15 protein-coding genes are annotated in these 15,539 nt (G+C 47.6%); 12 read left to right on the top strand and 3 right to left on the bottom strand.

The window, feature by feature from the left end; genetic code table 11:
• Positions 1 to 45 precede the first annotated feature (45 nt).
• Entirely contained in the window at positions 46 to 1,971 is a 1,926-nt protein-coding gene (locus MKY48_RS09775) for a S8 family peptidase (protein ID WP_339292842.1), read from the bottom strand.
• A gap of 253 nt (positions 1,972 to 2,224) precedes the next feature.
• On the opposite strand from MKY48_RS09775, the gene MKY48_RS09780 reads away from it, so the two are divergent.
• The 6 genes from MKY48_RS09780 to thiI all read left to right on the top strand — a co-directional run bounded on the left by MKY48_RS09780 (position 2,225) and on the right by thiI (position 6,932).
• The gene (locus tag MKY48_RS09780; RefSeq protein ID WP_006209041.1) at positions 2,225 to 2,731 is read left to right on the top strand and encodes a YpuI family protein; all 507 of its coding nucleotides are present in this window, start codon (positions 2,225 to 2,227) and stop codon (positions 2,729 to 2,731) included.
• A gap of 136 nt (positions 2,732 to 2,867) precedes the next feature.
• The gene (locus MKY48_RS09785; protein WP_006209042.1) at positions 2,868 to 3,092 is read left to right on the top strand and encodes a DUF1540 domain-containing protein; all 225 of its coding nucleotides are present in this window, start codon (positions 2,868 to 2,870) and stop codon (positions 3,090 to 3,092) included.
• 69 nt (positions 3,093 to 3,161) lie between these two features.
• Positions 3,162 to 3,524, top strand: coding sequence for a hypothetical protein (locus MKY48_RS09790; RefSeq protein WP_076320604.1), 363 nt, complete (start codon positions 3,162 to 3,164; stop codon positions 3,522 to 3,524).
• Positions 3,525 to 3,674: 150 nt separating this feature from the next.
• Complete coding sequence (locus MKY48_RS09795; RefSeq protein ID WP_339292843.1) at positions 3,675 to 4,361, top strand: lytic transglycosylase domain-containing protein; 687 nt, start codon at positions 3,675 to 3,677, stop codon at positions 4,359 to 4,361.
• Positions 4,362 to 4,533: 172 nt separating this feature from the next.
• Positions 4,534 to 5,694 carry a cysteine desulfurase family protein gene (locus MKY48_RS09800; RefSeq protein WP_339292844.1) on the top strand — a complete coding sequence of 387 codons (1,161 nt, stop codon included), beginning with the start codon at positions 4,534 to 4,536 and terminating at the stop codon, positions 5,692 to 5,694.
• Positions 5,694 to 6,932 (top strand): tRNA uracil 4-sulfurtransferase ThiI, encoded by a 1,239-nt coding sequence (gene thiI, locus MKY48_RS09805; RefSeq protein WP_339293487.1) that lies wholly within the window; start codon positions 5,694 to 5,696, stop codon positions 6,930 to 6,932. The genes MKY48_RS09800 and thiI overlap by 1 nt, the downstream gene beginning before the upstream one ends.
• Positions 6,933 to 7,023: 91 nt before the next feature.
• Here the strand turns inward: thiI and MKY48_RS09810 are convergent, their stop codons facing one another.
• Positions 7,024 to 7,716, bottom strand: a complete 693-nt coding sequence (locus MKY48_RS09810; RefSeq protein WP_076320608.1) for a TerC family protein — start codon at positions 7,714 to 7,716, stop codon at positions 7,024 to 7,026.
• A gap of 129 nt (positions 7,717 to 7,845) precedes the next feature.
• Between MKY48_RS09810 and MKY48_RS09815 the strand changes: the two genes are divergently transcribed.
• From MKY48_RS09815 to MKY48_RS09835, 5 genes are all read left to right on the top strand, one after another.
• Positions 7,846 to 8,508, top strand: coding sequence for a TerC family protein (locus tag MKY48_RS09815; protein ID WP_339292845.1), 663 nt, complete (start codon positions 7,846 to 7,848; stop codon positions 8,506 to 8,508).
• Positions 8,509 to 8,754: 246 nt separating this feature from the next.
• Positions 8,755 to 9,267, top strand: a complete 513-nt coding sequence (locus MKY48_RS09820) for a hypothetical protein (RefSeq protein WP_076320610.1) — start codon at positions 8,755 to 8,757, stop codon at positions 9,265 to 9,267.
• A 152-nt stretch (positions 9,268 to 9,419) separates the two neighbouring features.
• Positions 9,420 to 11,261 (top strand): translational GTPase TypA, encoded by a 1,842-nt coding sequence (gene typA / locus MKY48_RS09825; protein ID WP_076320611.1) that lies wholly within the window; start codon positions 9,420 to 9,422, stop codon positions 11,259 to 11,261.
• A 39-nt stretch (positions 11,262 to 11,300) separates the two neighbouring features.
• Positions 11,301 to 11,594: a YlaH-like family protein gene (locus tag MKY48_RS09830; RefSeq protein ID WP_076320612.1), complete on the top strand. Its 294-nt coding sequence runs from the start codon at positions 11,301 to 11,303 to the stop codon at positions 11,592 to 11,594.
• A gap of 163 nt (positions 11,595 to 11,757) precedes the next feature.
• On the top strand, positions 11,758 to 12,861 hold the full coding sequence (locus tag MKY48_RS09835; protein ID WP_339271931.1) for an LCP family protein: 1,104 nt from the start codon (positions 11,758 to 11,760) through the stop codon (positions 12,859 to 12,861).
• A 460-nt stretch (positions 12,862 to 13,321) separates the two neighbouring features.
• On the opposite strand, the gene MKY48_RS09840 is transcribed toward MKY48_RS09835, so the two are convergent.
• Complete coding sequence (locus MKY48_RS09840) at positions 13,322 to 13,984, bottom strand: YhcN/YlaJ family sporulation lipoprotein (RefSeq protein WP_339292846.1); 663 nt, start codon at positions 13,982 to 13,984, stop codon at positions 13,322 to 13,324.
• Between the two features lie 117 nt (positions 13,985 to 14,101).
• Here MKY48_RS09840 and MKY48_RS09845 point away from each other — a divergent pair, with 117 nt between their 5' ends.
• Positions 14,102 to 15,433: a PhoH family protein gene (locus MKY48_RS09845; RefSeq protein ID WP_076320616.1), complete on the top strand. Its 1,332-nt coding sequence runs from the start codon at positions 14,102 to 14,104 to the stop codon at positions 15,431 to 15,433.
• Positions 15,434 to 15,539: the final 106 nt, after the last annotated feature.

A 15,539-nucleotide genomic window follows, 5' to 3' on the forward strand; every position in this document is an offset into this window, starting at 1 on the left:
AGCAGCTAACGCTAGCGAGGCGGAAGCTGCTTTATTTCGATTATTTTATTCCTTTGAGCTGTTTAATTTGCGAAGCTCCCGCTCCAGATTCCGAAGCGTTTGACCTGGCCACATTTGGAGTGGGACTTCGGGCACGCCAACCGATTTCAAGGATTGGAAAATATCAATCTGACCATGACCGTAATATTTATCTTTTCCTTTATCGCCAAGATCGACCGCTTGGTTTATCATGGCGTCCATGACTTCCTGATTGGTCAGGTCAGGGTTAAGGGAACGAATGAGACCGGCCATGGCAGCTGCGTGGGGGCTAGCCATGGAGGTTCCGGATAGAGCCGCGTATTGATTCCCTGGAAAGGTGCTTGCAATATTGGTCCCTGGAGCAGCCACGTCGATATAATCGCCGTAGTTGGAATATTCCGCCCGCTTCTGATTGGAATCCGTTGCGGCGACGGCCAGCACTTCCGGATAGGCGGCAGGATAACCAGGGCGCTCCGTGTTGTCATTGCCTGAGGCGGCAACAAGGACAACGTCACGGTCATAAGCATATTTCACGGCATCATGCAGGAACTGGGAGTCCGCATAGTTGCCTAGACTCATATTGATCACCTTGGCTCCGTGATCTGTCGCCCAAATAATCCCTTCTGCGACGGCATAGGTTGTTCCTGATCCGGATCCGTCAAGCGCTTTGACCGGCATGATTTTGTTGTACCAGCTTACCCCGGCAACACCTTCACCGTTATTGACCAGGGCGCCGATGATCCCGGCCACATGCGTTCCATGACCAACATCATCCAAGGGCTGCTTGTCCTTATCTACGATGTTGTACCCTTCCACCAACTGCCCATTCAAATCGGAATGCTGAAGATCCACTCCCGTATCAACGACTGCAATGATCACATCTTCACTGCCCCTGGACAAATCCCAACCCCGGTTCGTCTCAATGACGGGCAAATTCCACTGATACTCAGAAAACAGCAAATCATTCGGGATATTGACCTGCGCGTTCGCTCCATCCGGTAAGGAATCCGAGCTTACCCTGGATTGATGGATGCGATCATTGGTTAAATAGATGTAGTGAGGCTCGGTATATTTGGGTTTCCACTTCTGCTCGAAATAGGAGCGGAGTTTAAGGTAGTCCATATCCTTGGAACGGAAAACATAAGCATAGCCAAGTTTCCTCGGAGTTTCACACGATATTTCCTTAGAGATATCGTGGAGCTGCTGCTGTGACGGCTCATTTTGAAAGGACACCACAATTTCATTTTCGTAAAAGTGACTGGCCTTTTCATTATCATGTCCGGTTTTGACGGTGATGTCGGAGAGGGTATCCGCATGAATGGATTCGACCTTGAATTTTCCTTCCTTTGGGTACGGAATTAATCGCAGATTCCGCTTCTGGTGATTGCTTACTTCATGCAGTATGCCTTGATTAACCAAAGCAGCGGCGCCATATTTGCCATCCTTGGACGGCTCGGCAACAACAAAATAAGGCTGTCCCGCGACATTGAACTTGGGTGAATCATAAGTTTCTCCCCGTTTAAGTTTCTGCTGCGCGATTTGGAAATGATCGGTAATCAGTTTTTTATCTTTTTTGCTCATTTTGGGAAGCAGACCCTGTATATCTGTCATTGTGTTTTGCTTAAGGTTATACCACCGTACTTGCTGAAAATGCTTGTGAAACTTTTGTTCTTTTTGCGTATAGGCTTTTATTTGACCTGGGCTGCGCAAAGCGTTATTGTTCAGCATCCTGCGCAGATGGCCTTTTGCATCAATACGGTTTAGTTGATCCGTTGCCTGGATATCGCTTTGCATAGTAAAGTGCTTGGCCTTGTTCTCCTCTTGGGGCCTTAAAGGCTGTGCCGGTTCAGCTGTTGGAGCAGGCTGTTTCGAACCGGGGATGAACAGTAAGATCAGAAGCGCGCCAAGAACTGACGCTGCACCTAGGATGCTCCACAGGGTACGAGATTTCACAAGTTTTCCTCCTCGCCGCATTTCATGATTTAAGTAGTCTTAGCGTGGGAAGAGTGAATCCTTTTTATGCGTTCCATTTCGTGATAAAACGGATGTGAGTTCGCAAAATGAAATGTACTAAAAATAACCGTGTAAGTGTATTCATGATAGGGATTTCGTTATCCCAAAATTTGTGTTAGGATAGTACATATTATAACGGCCGCCAGGTTATATGACCTGTAGGGTCACGACCATTTAAGGGGGATCTATCGTAATGCCAGCAGACAATCTTCAGAAATTATGCTCAGAGTCCAGAGAAAAGTTGAAATCTGCTATTTCGATTATGGAAACGTTTTTGAACGAACATGCTTTATCCCAATTGGTAACGGAACAGGACGAGGAAACCGTTCATTTTTACAAAGGATTTCTGTCGGATGTTCGCCATTTGCTTGTGTTTTCTGAAGTTTCCTATGAGAAGCTAGGTGTTGTACAGCGTCGCCCTAATTTTGATATCGATTTTGCCGAGAAGGCTTTGTATAATTTGTATCACCGCTGTGTTAACAGTTTCTTCTATCCCAAAAATGAAAGCTATTCCGAAGATGGTCGTTACGCCTATACCGGACAGGATGCGATTCGTTTCCGGAAGAAGCCGGTTCGTCCTGCCCGTGATGTCATTATGAACATTACCAAGATTTATGAAGAGCTACGTGATGATCTTGCTTATTACGAAAGCGATTATTTGACGGAGCGCCGTATGCAATCAGAGAAAAGTCACGCTTAACATATTAAGGAATACACATGAGATGCCAACCATTGGCATCTCTTTTTGCGTTTTGCTGCTTAGGCACCAACTGACAATCGTTCTTGTGCATACCGGCAGTAAACTAAGGAAAAAATGTTGACGAGGTGATGCTAAAATGGCCAACGAAGCCAAACCATTAGTGAAGTGCAGTGTCAGCAATTGCCATTACTGGGGAGAACAAAACTTATGTCATGCCGAGATGATTATGATTGAAATTGACCGTCATGCGAATGTGAAACTCAATGAAGAGTATGGAGCAGAGCCTTACGTAGACGACCATCAGGATGTTGCTGACAAGTCTTCCGAGACCTGCTGTTTGACCTTTAAGCCGAAGGGCTGACAGGAAAAAAGCCGGATAAAGTCCGGGTGCTGGGCACTTTAGGATGATGGAAATGGAGGAAGCACGTTTATGGATAAAAAACATCGCAATCACAAAATGAAGGTTGTTGAAGGCAAGCGAAACAGGGTAGACTTCCCGCGCAAAGATCATCGTGAAGAATATGCAACTGAGGTTGCTCCCCCTATGGATGCCTCAACACGAAGAGCAGACGAGGATAAAGCAGACGTTTCTACCGGACGTACTGTCGGATATGTGGGCTTGGTATTGGGCATCGCCTCCTTGTTCATGTGGTCGGTTATCCTGGGGCCCATCGCAGCGGTTGTTGGATATTACGCGTACAGCAAAGGCAGCAGAACGACAGGCGCGTGGTCGATCGGACTCGGCATATTGGCAACCCTCAGTTATTTTATCTTGATTCCTTTCAGTAGGTAATTCATTTTGTAATGATGTGAATATAGGCGGGTCAACCAGTGAGTGGTTGATTCGCTTATTTTTTTGCCGAATAGGTCTAGCAGATTGTTCCAGTTCCATGATAAAATAAAGGACAAGTTTGAAATTTTGCTGCAGAAAGTGAGTTAAACGATGCAAATAGATCCGATATCATGGAAGCAAATGACGGATATACCACAGATGAATACGAATTCCACCGAGTCGGCAACCGGATTTGTCAATGTGCTAAGCAGCTTGCTTGCCGAAGATTCCACCTCCAAGCCGGTTGAACGTTCCATGACACAGCTTGCGCCGGGAGTAACCTTTAAGGATGGACTGTTGTGGCAGCAGCTAGGAGCTTTAGATGAATCCGCCTCGTCTATACCAATGGAGGGGGTCGTGCATGACACGGGGGCAACAAAGCCAACAACCTTTGAGGATTTAATTACAGCGGCAGGGGAACGGTATGGAGTGCCGGTATCGCTGATTAAAGCGGTCATCGATGCGGAATCCTCCTTTAATCCGAATGCGGTGTCCTCTGCGGGGGCCAAGGGCCTGATGCAGCTGATGGACGGCACAGCAAGGGGACTTGGGGTAAGCAACCCTTTTGATCCGGCTCAGAACATCGAAGGCGGTACTAAATATCTGTCCAATCTGATTCAGCGGTTTGGCGGAGAAATGGCTATGGTACTCGCAGCGTATAATGCTGGTCCAACCCGTATCGCGAATTTGGGTGTCTCCAGTGATGAAGAGCTGATGTCCGTTGCTCATGAATTACCCGAGGAAACCCAGGCATACATTGGTAAAGTCATGAATGCACGATCCAAATACACTTTATAAACCCGCATGGGGATAAATAGTAACCTGATAGAGGATCAAACGATAAGCGCCACTTTGTCCGATCTAAAGATGGAGTGCGGCTTTACCGTTTGGTCTTTTTGTGTAAATATAAAGGTCTGGAATAATAAGTTTTACAACGTGCGATTGCGTATGATGGAAAGGGGAAATTACCTTGATATATTGGGACCACGCTGCAACGACCCCTCCCTACGATGAAGTAGTGGATACGATGGCGGAAGTGATGAAGATGCATTATGCTAATCCGTCAGCACTTCATCGTTCAGGCGAGGCTGCCGCTAAACTGCTGAAGAAGGCAAGAGAGGTGTGTGCAGCCGCGCTGGACGTTCAGCCTACGGAGATCGTATTCACATCCGGGGCAACCGAAGGCAATAACATGGCGATTAAAGGGGCTGCGATGCAGTACAGCAGCCGGGGCCGGCATATCATCACGACCGGAACCGAGCATCCTTCCGTATTTGAATGCTGCAAACAGCTGGAAACGCTGGGATGGGAAGTGACCTATCTCCCGGTGGATGCCGCCGGCGTGGTGGATCTGGCTGCTTTGACGGAAGCTGTGCGCAAAGATACGGTGCTTGTCAGCATCATGCATGTCAATAATGAGACGGGGGCCGTCCAGCCGCTGGCTGAAGTGGGGCGTATCGTCAAGGAACGAAATTCACGAACGCTGCTGCATATCGATGGCGTACAGGGATTTGGCAAGCTGCCGGTTACTCTTTCCCAGTGGCAGGCCGACTTATACAGCCTGTCTGCACATAAATTCAATGGCCCGAGAGGAATGGGCGTGCTGTACATTAAGCAGGGCGTGCAGTTGTTCCCGTTGGTATCGGGCGGATCACAAGAGAATGGGCACCGGGCAGGAACGGAGAATGTTGCTGGAGCCGTAGCGATGTCGAAGGCCATGCGGTTATCCAGAGAACGCCAGCCCGAGTTTTATGCAAGGATGACGGAATTAAGGGAGCTTCTGCTCCAGGGCATCGACAAAATTCCGGGATTGGTGTTAAACAGCAGTGAGCAGAGTGCGCCACATATCCTTCATTTTTCGTATCCGGGATTAAAACCCGAGGTGATGGTCCATGCTCTGGAAGAGATGGGCATGCTCGTATCAACCAAATCCGCTTGTTCCTCTAAATTAAGCGAACCCAGCCGGGTCCTGTTAGCGATGGGGAAGGACATGGACGTTGCTTCCTCCGGAATTCGTATCAGTCTTGGCAAAGAGCATCAGCTCAGCGATGCAGCGCGACTAGTCGAAGTCTTGGCAAAAGTTTGCGGGAACCTGCGTCCCATTATAGAAAGAGAGGGTAACCGGAGATGATGACTTACGATAAACTGCTGCTTCGCTTTGGCGAATTTACCCTAAAAGGCAAAAACCGCAACCGATTCGAGAGATCGGTATTGAATCATATTCGAAGCGTGCTCAAACCGTTTCCGGGAGCAAAAATCGTAAAGGAATACGGCCGCTTGTACGTCGAGCTTAACGGGGAGTCACCCGAGGCTCTGATCCAAGTTCTAAAAAAAGTATTTGGTCTTGTTTCCATCAGTCCGGTTCGCGTATGTCCTTCCGAGCTTGACCGCATTATCGAAACAGCGATTGATTTTGTGGGACAGAAGGAACTGGCTGACCCGTCGACCTTCAAAGTCAATGCGAGAAGGGTGTGGAAACAATTCTCACACTCCTCGCAAGAGATGAACCATTTCGTCGGATCGCCTTTGCTGCGAACATATCCCCAGCTTAAAGTAAAGGTAAAGCAGCCCGATATGGAGCTTCGCGTGGAAATTCGGGAGAACGAGACGTATTTGTATTATGAAGTAATCCCAGGCGCCGGCGGGTACCCGATTGGTACGAATGGGAAGGCCATGCTGCTCCTCTCGGGGGGGATTGATAGCCCTGTAGCGGGCTGGTCGGCCATGCGCAGAGGCCTTGAAATTGAATGTGTACACTTCTACAGCTTCCCTTACACGAGCCAACTGGCGAAGGAAAAGGTAATGGAGCTAACCAGGCTGTTATCGGGCTTCACCGGCAAAATCAAGCTCCACCTGGTTCCGTTTACCGATGTACAGACTTCATTTGTCGGTATCGGCCAGGATAATCTGATCATTACGTTTATGCGCAGAGCGATGTTACGGATTGCTTCCTCGCTTGCGGAGCGGGAAGGGGCATTAGCTATCGTGACGGGAGACAGTCTCGGACAAGTTGCCAGTCAGACGCTGCCGAGTATGAATGTGATCGGCAGAGCCACCGAGCTGCCGCTGCTGCGGCCGCTCGTTATGATGGATAAGAACGATATCATCAATATCGCGATGGACATCGGCACATTCGAGACATCGATTTTGCCGTATGAGGATTGCTGTACGTTGTTTGTGCCTAAATCACCCACCACTAATCCGAATTTGAAAATCATCGAGAAGGTGGAGGCTTCCATTACCGAGCTACCTGCACGGATCGAGGCAGCGATTGAAGGTACGGAGACTGTGATCATAACCCCGGATAGCAAAATCGGCGAGCTAGGCGAGAAGCATGCGGAGCCCGTGGTAAACGAAGACTGGTTCTAATCGAGGTTCAAGCGAAGGTCAACATAAACAACACCCCAAAGCTTCTTGGAAGCCTTGGGGTGTTGTTTTTATCGCACGTATGGAGTTTCAATTATGACTGGGTAGATGACTTGCGGCGCCCGGCAGATCTCTTTCTCAGATGTCCTGCAGTCAGCACACCGATAATGATGGCAGCTATGAAGAGATATTTTATAAGCTGATGCGCTTCGAAATATCCCAGAAAATGCTTCTCTTCGGTAATCATGGAGGACGCCGTGTATGCAAGCACCGCAGAGCCTACATAGATAATCCATGGGAAACGGTTGATCAGTTTGATAAACAATGTGCTGCCCCATACCACGATGGGTACACTGATGAGCAGGCCTAGCGTTACAAGGATCACATTGTGTTTGGCTGCGCCTGCAACGGCAATGACATTGTCAAGACCCATAGCAGCGTCGGCTACAATGATGGTACGAATGGCAGCACCAAGGCTTTTGCCGGCTTTTATATTGTCGTGGTCATTATTGTCGTCGGTCATCAGCTTGTAGGCAATGCCAATCAGGAGTACACCTCCCACAAGCAGCAACCAAGGGATGTTAAGCAGCCAGACAACGAGGATGGTGGCAATGATACGAAGAATAACAGCTCCGGCAGTGCCGTAGATAATTGCTTTTTTCTGGGTTTCCTTCGGAAGATTACGTGCTGCAAGACCGATCACAATGGCATTGTCCCCGGCCAAGATCAGATCCAAAAAGACAATGTTGATTAATGCAAGAAAAAATTCAGCGGCTGTGGTTTCCATGAATGTCACTCCTCTTAGAATACGGTTCCACCATTAAACAAAGTGGATTAATTATAGGCCTATTTTTCCCGTTGTGCAAGCATAGCCTGGACCATTACCACATATGTGTAGAGTGGGGGTGTTGTTCTAGTGGAGACGATTTTTTTATTGGGACAGATATTGATGATCAACCTTGTACTCAGTGGCGACAATGCCCTGGTTATCGCGATGGCCAGCAAAGACCTTCCCGAAATACATCGCAGACGGGCGGTCTGGATCGGGACTGCAGGGGCTGTTCTCTTACGGTGTATTCTGACTTTTTTGGCGGTGTTGCTGCTGAAAATCCCATTTTTGCAGGCTGGCGGCGCATTACTGTTGATCTGGATCGCAGTCAAACTCATGATGCAAAAGGAACATGACCATGCAAGCTTGGCCAAAGCTTCAACGATATGGGCCGCTGTCAATACAATTTTGGTTGCCGATTTCGTGATGAGCCTGGATAATGTCTTGGCCATTGCGGGGCTTGCAAAAGGCGATCTTTCCTTGATTGTCATCGGAATATTATTAAGCATTCCCATCGTTGTATGGGGAAGCGGGATGATCTCAAACCTGCTTCACAAGTTTCCCGTGCTGCTTTACATAGGTGCCGGCATTCTAGCTTTTACAGCAGGTGAAATGCTCATACAGGATTCTCGCGTAGGGCTGATTCTGGCTTACTGGATGCCTTATGCCCACAATCTGCTGCCAATTGTTATTGCAGGTGCTGTCGTACTCATTGGCGGATTACAGACAGTAAGACGGCCAGGTATGTAACGGGATTTTACTTCAACAGCCTATTCGCGTAAACGGGAGTGTTCAATCCAAAAATGGACGACTGTCTTGTGCAGTTGTCCATTTTTTGTTAGCTTCATGCAGGTATATGAGGCGGGCCTAGGTTATTTCAAGTGGAACAAGCTCGGGATATGGTTTTTTTTGTCGGTTTGGGCTAAAATTAACGTAACTGCTTCTTTTAGAAACCGCTATTTTTGGTGATACATATATTGAAGAGAGGGTGATCAAATGTCCTCCAGAAAAGATTTGGCGTTGGGTATATTCATCGTTGTTGCTGGAGTCGTTATTTTGCTCGGTAAGCTTGGTGTGTTTGGATTTCTGGGAAGAACGTTATGGCCGCTCGTCCTGCTGCTGCCGGGTATTTTTTTGCATATCATGTTTTTTGGTCGCCGTGCCTCTGCCGCAATTCTGATTCCAGGCGGTATTCTGACGGTATATGGCCTTCTGTTCTTCATATGTAATATCGGGGGATGGGGACTGATGGCTTCATTATGGCCTGTGTTAATTCTCGGTGTGGCTGTCGGCTTGTATGAATATTATCTGTACGAGAGCCCGCGACCTGGCGCAGCGCTGCCGGTTGCGCTTGGACTGACGGTGCTTTCCGTTTTGATTTTCATCTTCACCTGGCTTGAGACAGGGGCGTTCTACATTATTGCCCTGATCTTAATCGCAGCGGGCATTTGGATGATCTTTGGCCGCAATCGTTCCGGGCGCAATAATAAATGGAGCAGAGGTTGGTAATTAGTAAGAGGTAAAAGTTGCTGGAAGTTTTCTGAAAAGACTTGATTTTCCCGCTCGTTTACCTATATTATAGGATGTATGTTGAAGCGTCGGCATGTCGTCCGGCGCTTTCTTTGTGGCTCATTCGAACAGAAGGGATTTGAGATATATTTATGCAATCAAGAGATCAGATTCGCAACATTGCCATTATTGCTCACGTTGACCATGGCAAAACAACACTTGTAGACCAACTGCTGCAGCAGTCCGGTATTTTCCGGGAGCATGAGACGCTGCAGGAACGCGCGATGGACTCCAATGATTTGGAGCGCGAACGCGGAATTACCATCCTAGCCAAGAATACGGCTATTACGTATAAAGATTTCTTGATTAACATTGTGGATACACCTGGACACGCCGATTTCGGTGGTGAAGTTGAGCGTATTATGAAAATGGTTGACGGCGTTCTGCTCGTTGTTGACGCTTATGAAGGATGTATGCCTCAGACCAAGTTTGTGCTAGGTAAAGCTCTTGCACATAACTTGACTCCAATCGTCGTTGTGAACAAAATTGACCGTCCGGCCGCCCGCCCAGCAGAAGTGATCGATGAAGTGCTTGATCTGTTCATTGAGCTTGGTGCGAATGACGACCAACTGGACTTCCCCGTTGTATATGCATCAGCCCTAAACGGTACTTCAAGTCTGGATCCGGAGAAGCAAGATGATAACATGCTTGCTCTTTACGAGACCATTATTGACCATATCCCATCCCCTACTGAGAAAGTGGACGAGCCTCTTCAGTTCCTCGTTACCTTGATGGATTACAATGAATATCTGGGCCGTATTGCCGTCGGCCGTGTGAACCGCGGTATCATTAAGCAAGGCCAACCGGTTACCGTTATGCTTCGTGATGGTTCCACCAAGAGTGCCCGTATCGAGAAGCTGTTCGGCTTCCAAGGATTGAAGCGGATCGAGGTTGCTGAAGCAGGTGGTGGCGACATCGTGGCAATCGCAGGTATCAAAGACATTAACATTGGAGAGACCATTGCGGATCCACAGAATCCTGAGGCATTGCCTGTCCTTAAAATTGATGAACCAACCCTGCAAATGACGTTCCTTGTTAACAACAGTCCTTTTGCCGGACGCGAAGGCAAATGGGTAACATCCCGTAAGCTGCGTGACCGCCTCTTCAAAGAACTGGAAACGGACGTAAGTTTGAGAGTGGATGAGACGGAGAGCCCTGATGCCTATATCGTATCGGGACGCGGTGAGCTTCACCTCAGTATTTTGATTGAGAATATGCGTCGTGAAGGTTATGAGCTTCAAGTATCCAAACCAGAAGTTATCGTTAGAGAAATTGATGGCGTCAAAATGGAGCCGATCGAACGTCTTATGATCGATGTACCAGAAGAAAGCATGGGTTCTGTTATGGAAAGTCTCGGAACACGCAAGGCTGAAATGGTGAACATGGTGAATAACGGAAATGGTCAAGTGCGTTTGGAATTCCTGATTCCCGCTCGTGGACTTATCGGTTACCGTACCCATTTCCTGACCTTGACACGCGGTTATGGTATTATGAACCACGCATTCGACAGCTACGGTCCGCTTATTGGCGGTCAAGTGGGCGGACGTCACCAAGGCGTACTGGTTTCCACGGAGAACGGATCTTCAACGTTCTATGGCATGATGTCAGTGGAAGACCGCGGTACCCTGTTCCTGGAACCGGGAACTGAGATTTATGAAGGTATGATTGTCGGGGAGCATACCCGCGATAACGATATCGTCGTAAATATTTGTAAAGAGAAGCAATTGACCAACGTTCGTTCGGCAACGAAGGACGACACGGTTAAATTGAAAACACCGATTATTTTCTCACTGGAACAAGCGCTTGAATACTTGAACGATGACGAGTATTGCGAGATTACGCCGAAGTCCGTTCGTCTTCGTAAGAAGATCTTGAACAAGAGTGAGCGCGAACGTGCAGAAAAGCATCGTAAAATGGCGCAAGCAAATCTATAATAGATAGAGATCTACTTGTCCAAAAGGAGTGAACCTATCATGCAAGAATGGTTTGCCTCGCACCCACTCATCTCTTATATCGTGATTTTTGTGCTGATCACCTACGTTTACAACAAGGTATTCCGGGTGAAACAGAAGCTCCCTCTGTTGAAGGAGATTCTCCTGTATATCTTGATGGCCTTGGGTTCGGCGATACTGCTTGTGTTTCAGATTGATAAGCTGCCGATTATCCAGTGCTTGTTAGTAGCTGTGGCATTGATGCTGATGGTGCGTATTCGATATTTTGTTGAAGATCGTCAGAAGAAGAAGGCTCAAACCGAGCCGAAGTCATAAGCTTTGTAGAAATTTAGCAACTCAGGTAACAACCATACGGCAACTTTTTGTCAGTCCCCATCGTTTATAAGAGAGAGAAGTCAACCAAGGTCCGGTAAATGCTTCGAAATTTGAAGCGTTTATCGGACATTCATCTAATTTGAATGAAATAAGGTGTTATGATATGAAACCTACTCATACCAATCTCCCTCCGAGAGCCAAAAGTGGGGGGAAGGGCAAGAAACAGCCAGTTCCAAAAAAGAAAAAAAGCGCATGGAAATCATTTTTTAAATTCATTCTTATCGTCTTGTTAATCGCAGTAATATCTGCAGCAGGTTATGCCGGGTACTTGCTCTTCAAAGGTAATGAGATCATTGAGAAAAGCGGGATTGATAAACCTGTAGCTCCAGGACAATCTGCAAAAGAAAAACCGATTACGGTGCTTCTCTTGGGAACGGATCATCGCCCGGAGACGGGAACTTACTTGACGGATGTGGTCATGGTTGCCACCATGCATCCAGAAACTAATACGTCGACGCTGGTTTCCCTGCCGCGGGACACACTGATTGAACTCGAAGGATACAAAGCGAGTAAACTGAACGCTTATTACCCAAGGTTTAAAGCGGCCTACAATGCTGCGGAGAAAAAGGAACCGGGCAGCGGCATTCCGGCTGAAGAAGAAATGAAAGTTATGATGAGCAAATATCTTGGCGTTAATATCGACTATGTAACGGTTATCGATTTCCAGGGATTCCGTGAAGTGGTGGATACTTTTGGCGGAGTGGATGTTAACGTTCAGTACAACATGTGTTACCGCGACAGTGCGGATGGGACGGATATTAACCTAACTGCAGGCCCTCAGAAGTTGGATGGCAAGAAAGCGCTGGATTATGTCCGTTACCGTAAATCTCGGAACTGTACGCCGAAGACGAAGGAATCCAATGACTTTGATCGCAATGCCCGTCAGAGTGAGGTACTACACTCGCTGCTCGATAAAATGAAGTCTTTTGGCGGCGTAACTAAAGTGGGTAATGCGTTGGATGCGGTCAGCGACAACATGACCACCGATTTCGAGCAGGAGCAGATCCGCAACTTGCTCACGACTTATTATGATATTGGTAAAGATGACGTTAAATTTATGCCGATTACCGGTGAGTGGAGAAGCCCTAACGTTTACATTAACGACAATGAACTCAATGCAGCGAAACAAGCGCTGCAAGATGAGCTTGCCGGCAAGCATAACGCTGGCGAGCAGGGGACAGAAGCGGATTCTGCAACAACTCCGTGACAATTGAAGGCAAGTTTTATTGTATGCTATAATACAATGTATCAGATGGAGATCATTGTACAGGAGGCCGAAGGCATGTCCTACCTTATGATGCATACGACACACCCATTGATCTGTAATCGGCAGACGGATAAACCTGCCCATGCATTTGTTCGAGCAGATTCCATTTGGGGATGGGAGCCTTTCAGATGTCATCCTTCTGATTCCATGTCTTCTCAGGCGTGTTCATTCGACATGGGTTTCAATTTCACACCGAACAGGCTACAGAACTCCGAATATGATACGGGTCATGTCACTGGCGAAGCAGAAATGCTCGTTAGTCGCGTTGTTATGACCTTAAAAAAAGCCCAGTGAGCTTCACTGGGCTTTTTTGTATGAAATTTGGAGCTTGGTGACGGACAAACTCGGGGAATGACAGGATTTGTCTTATGCTGATTGGTGAGTTTACCTTCAAGAAGGTCTATTTATTATGATGCGGGTTGGCTGGTGCATTCCCTCGGTTATTCGGTTTAACCGATGGAGTACCGTTTTGCTGTACATTCCCGTCTCGCGGCGTTACATCTTTAGGCAGCTGAGGAATGATGCGACCTACGATGTCAGCAAGTTCACTGGCAAGTCCTGAAACAGGATGCCCCTCCTGAATATGCCGACCAAGATCGGCAATCCGGTTTGCAACGTCCAAATCGGCCGTAACAAGTGCATTGGCACCTGCCGGATCGGCTTGAAGGGCTTCCGCGACTGTGTATTTTATGGTTCCGACTTCCGCACGATCTAAATTTCCATCTACATTAAGTCCAACAACAGCCGTTTTTCCCATGACAACACAGTTCGCGTTTTTAACGCCGGGCACCCTCTCGGCAAGTGATTTCAGGTGATTCGCGGTTGTAGCGTCGACTCGTCCGTTGTTATCATTTACGTTGCCAACTCGTCCCGTATTCGTGTTATTCGGAGTCCGGCCGTCTACATTGTTAGTGGTATAACCTCTGTTCCCGCTCATGTTGTGAACACTGTTAGCAGTAGTACCATTGGTTTTACCACGAGGAGAGGGTGATGCATTGTGATTGGCGGTCCCGCAGCCTGCGAGCAACAACACCGTTAGCATTATGGATAGAGCAGCTCTCATGGATTGATCTGTCCTTTCGTAGTAGAGTTCACTAAATGACTTCAGTCGCTACGCTTATTATGTCCGGGACAGAAAGGTTTATGTGTGTACCTGATGAAGAAGCAGTGGAGGGATAAGATGAAAAAAATATTTGTGCTGGATACGAACGTATTACTTCATGATCCTCAGTCGATTTATGCATTCGATGAGCATGAAGTCATCATTCCTGCGGTGGTTCTTGAAGAGATTGACTCGAAGAAACGAAATGCGGATGAAATCGGCCGCAACGCCCGAACGGTTTCCCGATTACTTGATGGTATAAGAGAACAAGGCCATCTTCATGACGGAGTTCTTTTGGAGAACGGCGGGACGTTGAAGGTCGAGCTGAATCATCGCAGCTTCGTCAAGGTACAGGAGTTATTTAGCGAAGCATCCAACGACAACCGGATTTTGGCTGTCGCGTTAAATTATAAATTGGAGGAGGAGCCGAAGGAGGGCGGAAGACCTGTCGTTCTGGTCAGCAAGGATGTGCTTGTTCGAATTAAGGCCGATGTGCTCGGATTAACGGCACAGGATTATCTATCGGACCGTACAGCCGATCCCAGTGAATTATATCCTGGATTCTCTACCTTAAAGGTTCACCCTTCGGTGATTGACGAATTCTACAGCTATCGTTATTTGCCGATCAAACCTCTTCAATTGTCTTATCCACTTTATCCCCATGAATTTGTTATCCTGAAGGATGAGATGGGGTCAGGAAAGTCTGCCCTCCTTCATGTAAATGAGGATGCAACTAGATTGGAGCCCCTTCATTTAAGCAATGAACCTGTTTGGGGCATCAGCGCCCGTAACGCCCAACAGCGTATGGCGATTGAGCTTCTTCTGAATGACGAGATTCCGCTAGTCACCATTACCGGGAAGGCCGGAACGGGAAAAACCTTGTTGGCTTTGGCAGCAGGCCTTTCCAAGGTGGAGGATGAGCATAAATACAAAAAACTGCTGATTGCGCGTCCGGTCGTTCCAATGGGGAAGGATATCGGTTATTTGCCTGGCGAAAAGGAAGAGAAATTAAGACCATGGATGCAGCCGATATATGACAATCTGGAATATTTGTTCGACACCAAAAAATCGGGTGATATCGATAAAATATTGATGGGGCTTGGCAGTATCCAGGTGGAGGCTCTGACTTATATCCGGGGCCGCTCGATACCAGGTCAGTTCATCATTGTGGATGAGGCCCAGAACTTATCCCGTCATGAGGTCAAGACGATTGTTTCCCGGGCGGGAGAAGGGAGTAAGGTGATCCTGATGGGAGATCCGGAGCAGATTGATCATCCTTACCTGGATGCTGTGAGTAATGGGCTGACCTATGTGGTTGAACGCTTCAAGCAAGAAAATCTGAGCGGGCATATTACGTTGACAAAAGGGGAACGATCCAAGCTTGCTCAGTTGGCTGCCGACTTGTTGTAATATATATTTCCCGAGAAATGATTCTCAGAGTAACTTTGGGATAAAGACTGTTCAGATTCATAGGACAGTCTTTTTTCCTTCCCATCGTTAATTAGTAAAATCTGGA

Origin of the sequence: Paenibacillus sp. FSL W8-0187 (assembly GCF_037969755.1) — a bacterium.
Taxonomy (GTDB): domain Bacteria; phylum Bacillota; class Bacilli; order Paenibacillales; family Paenibacillaceae; genus Paenibacillus_AQ.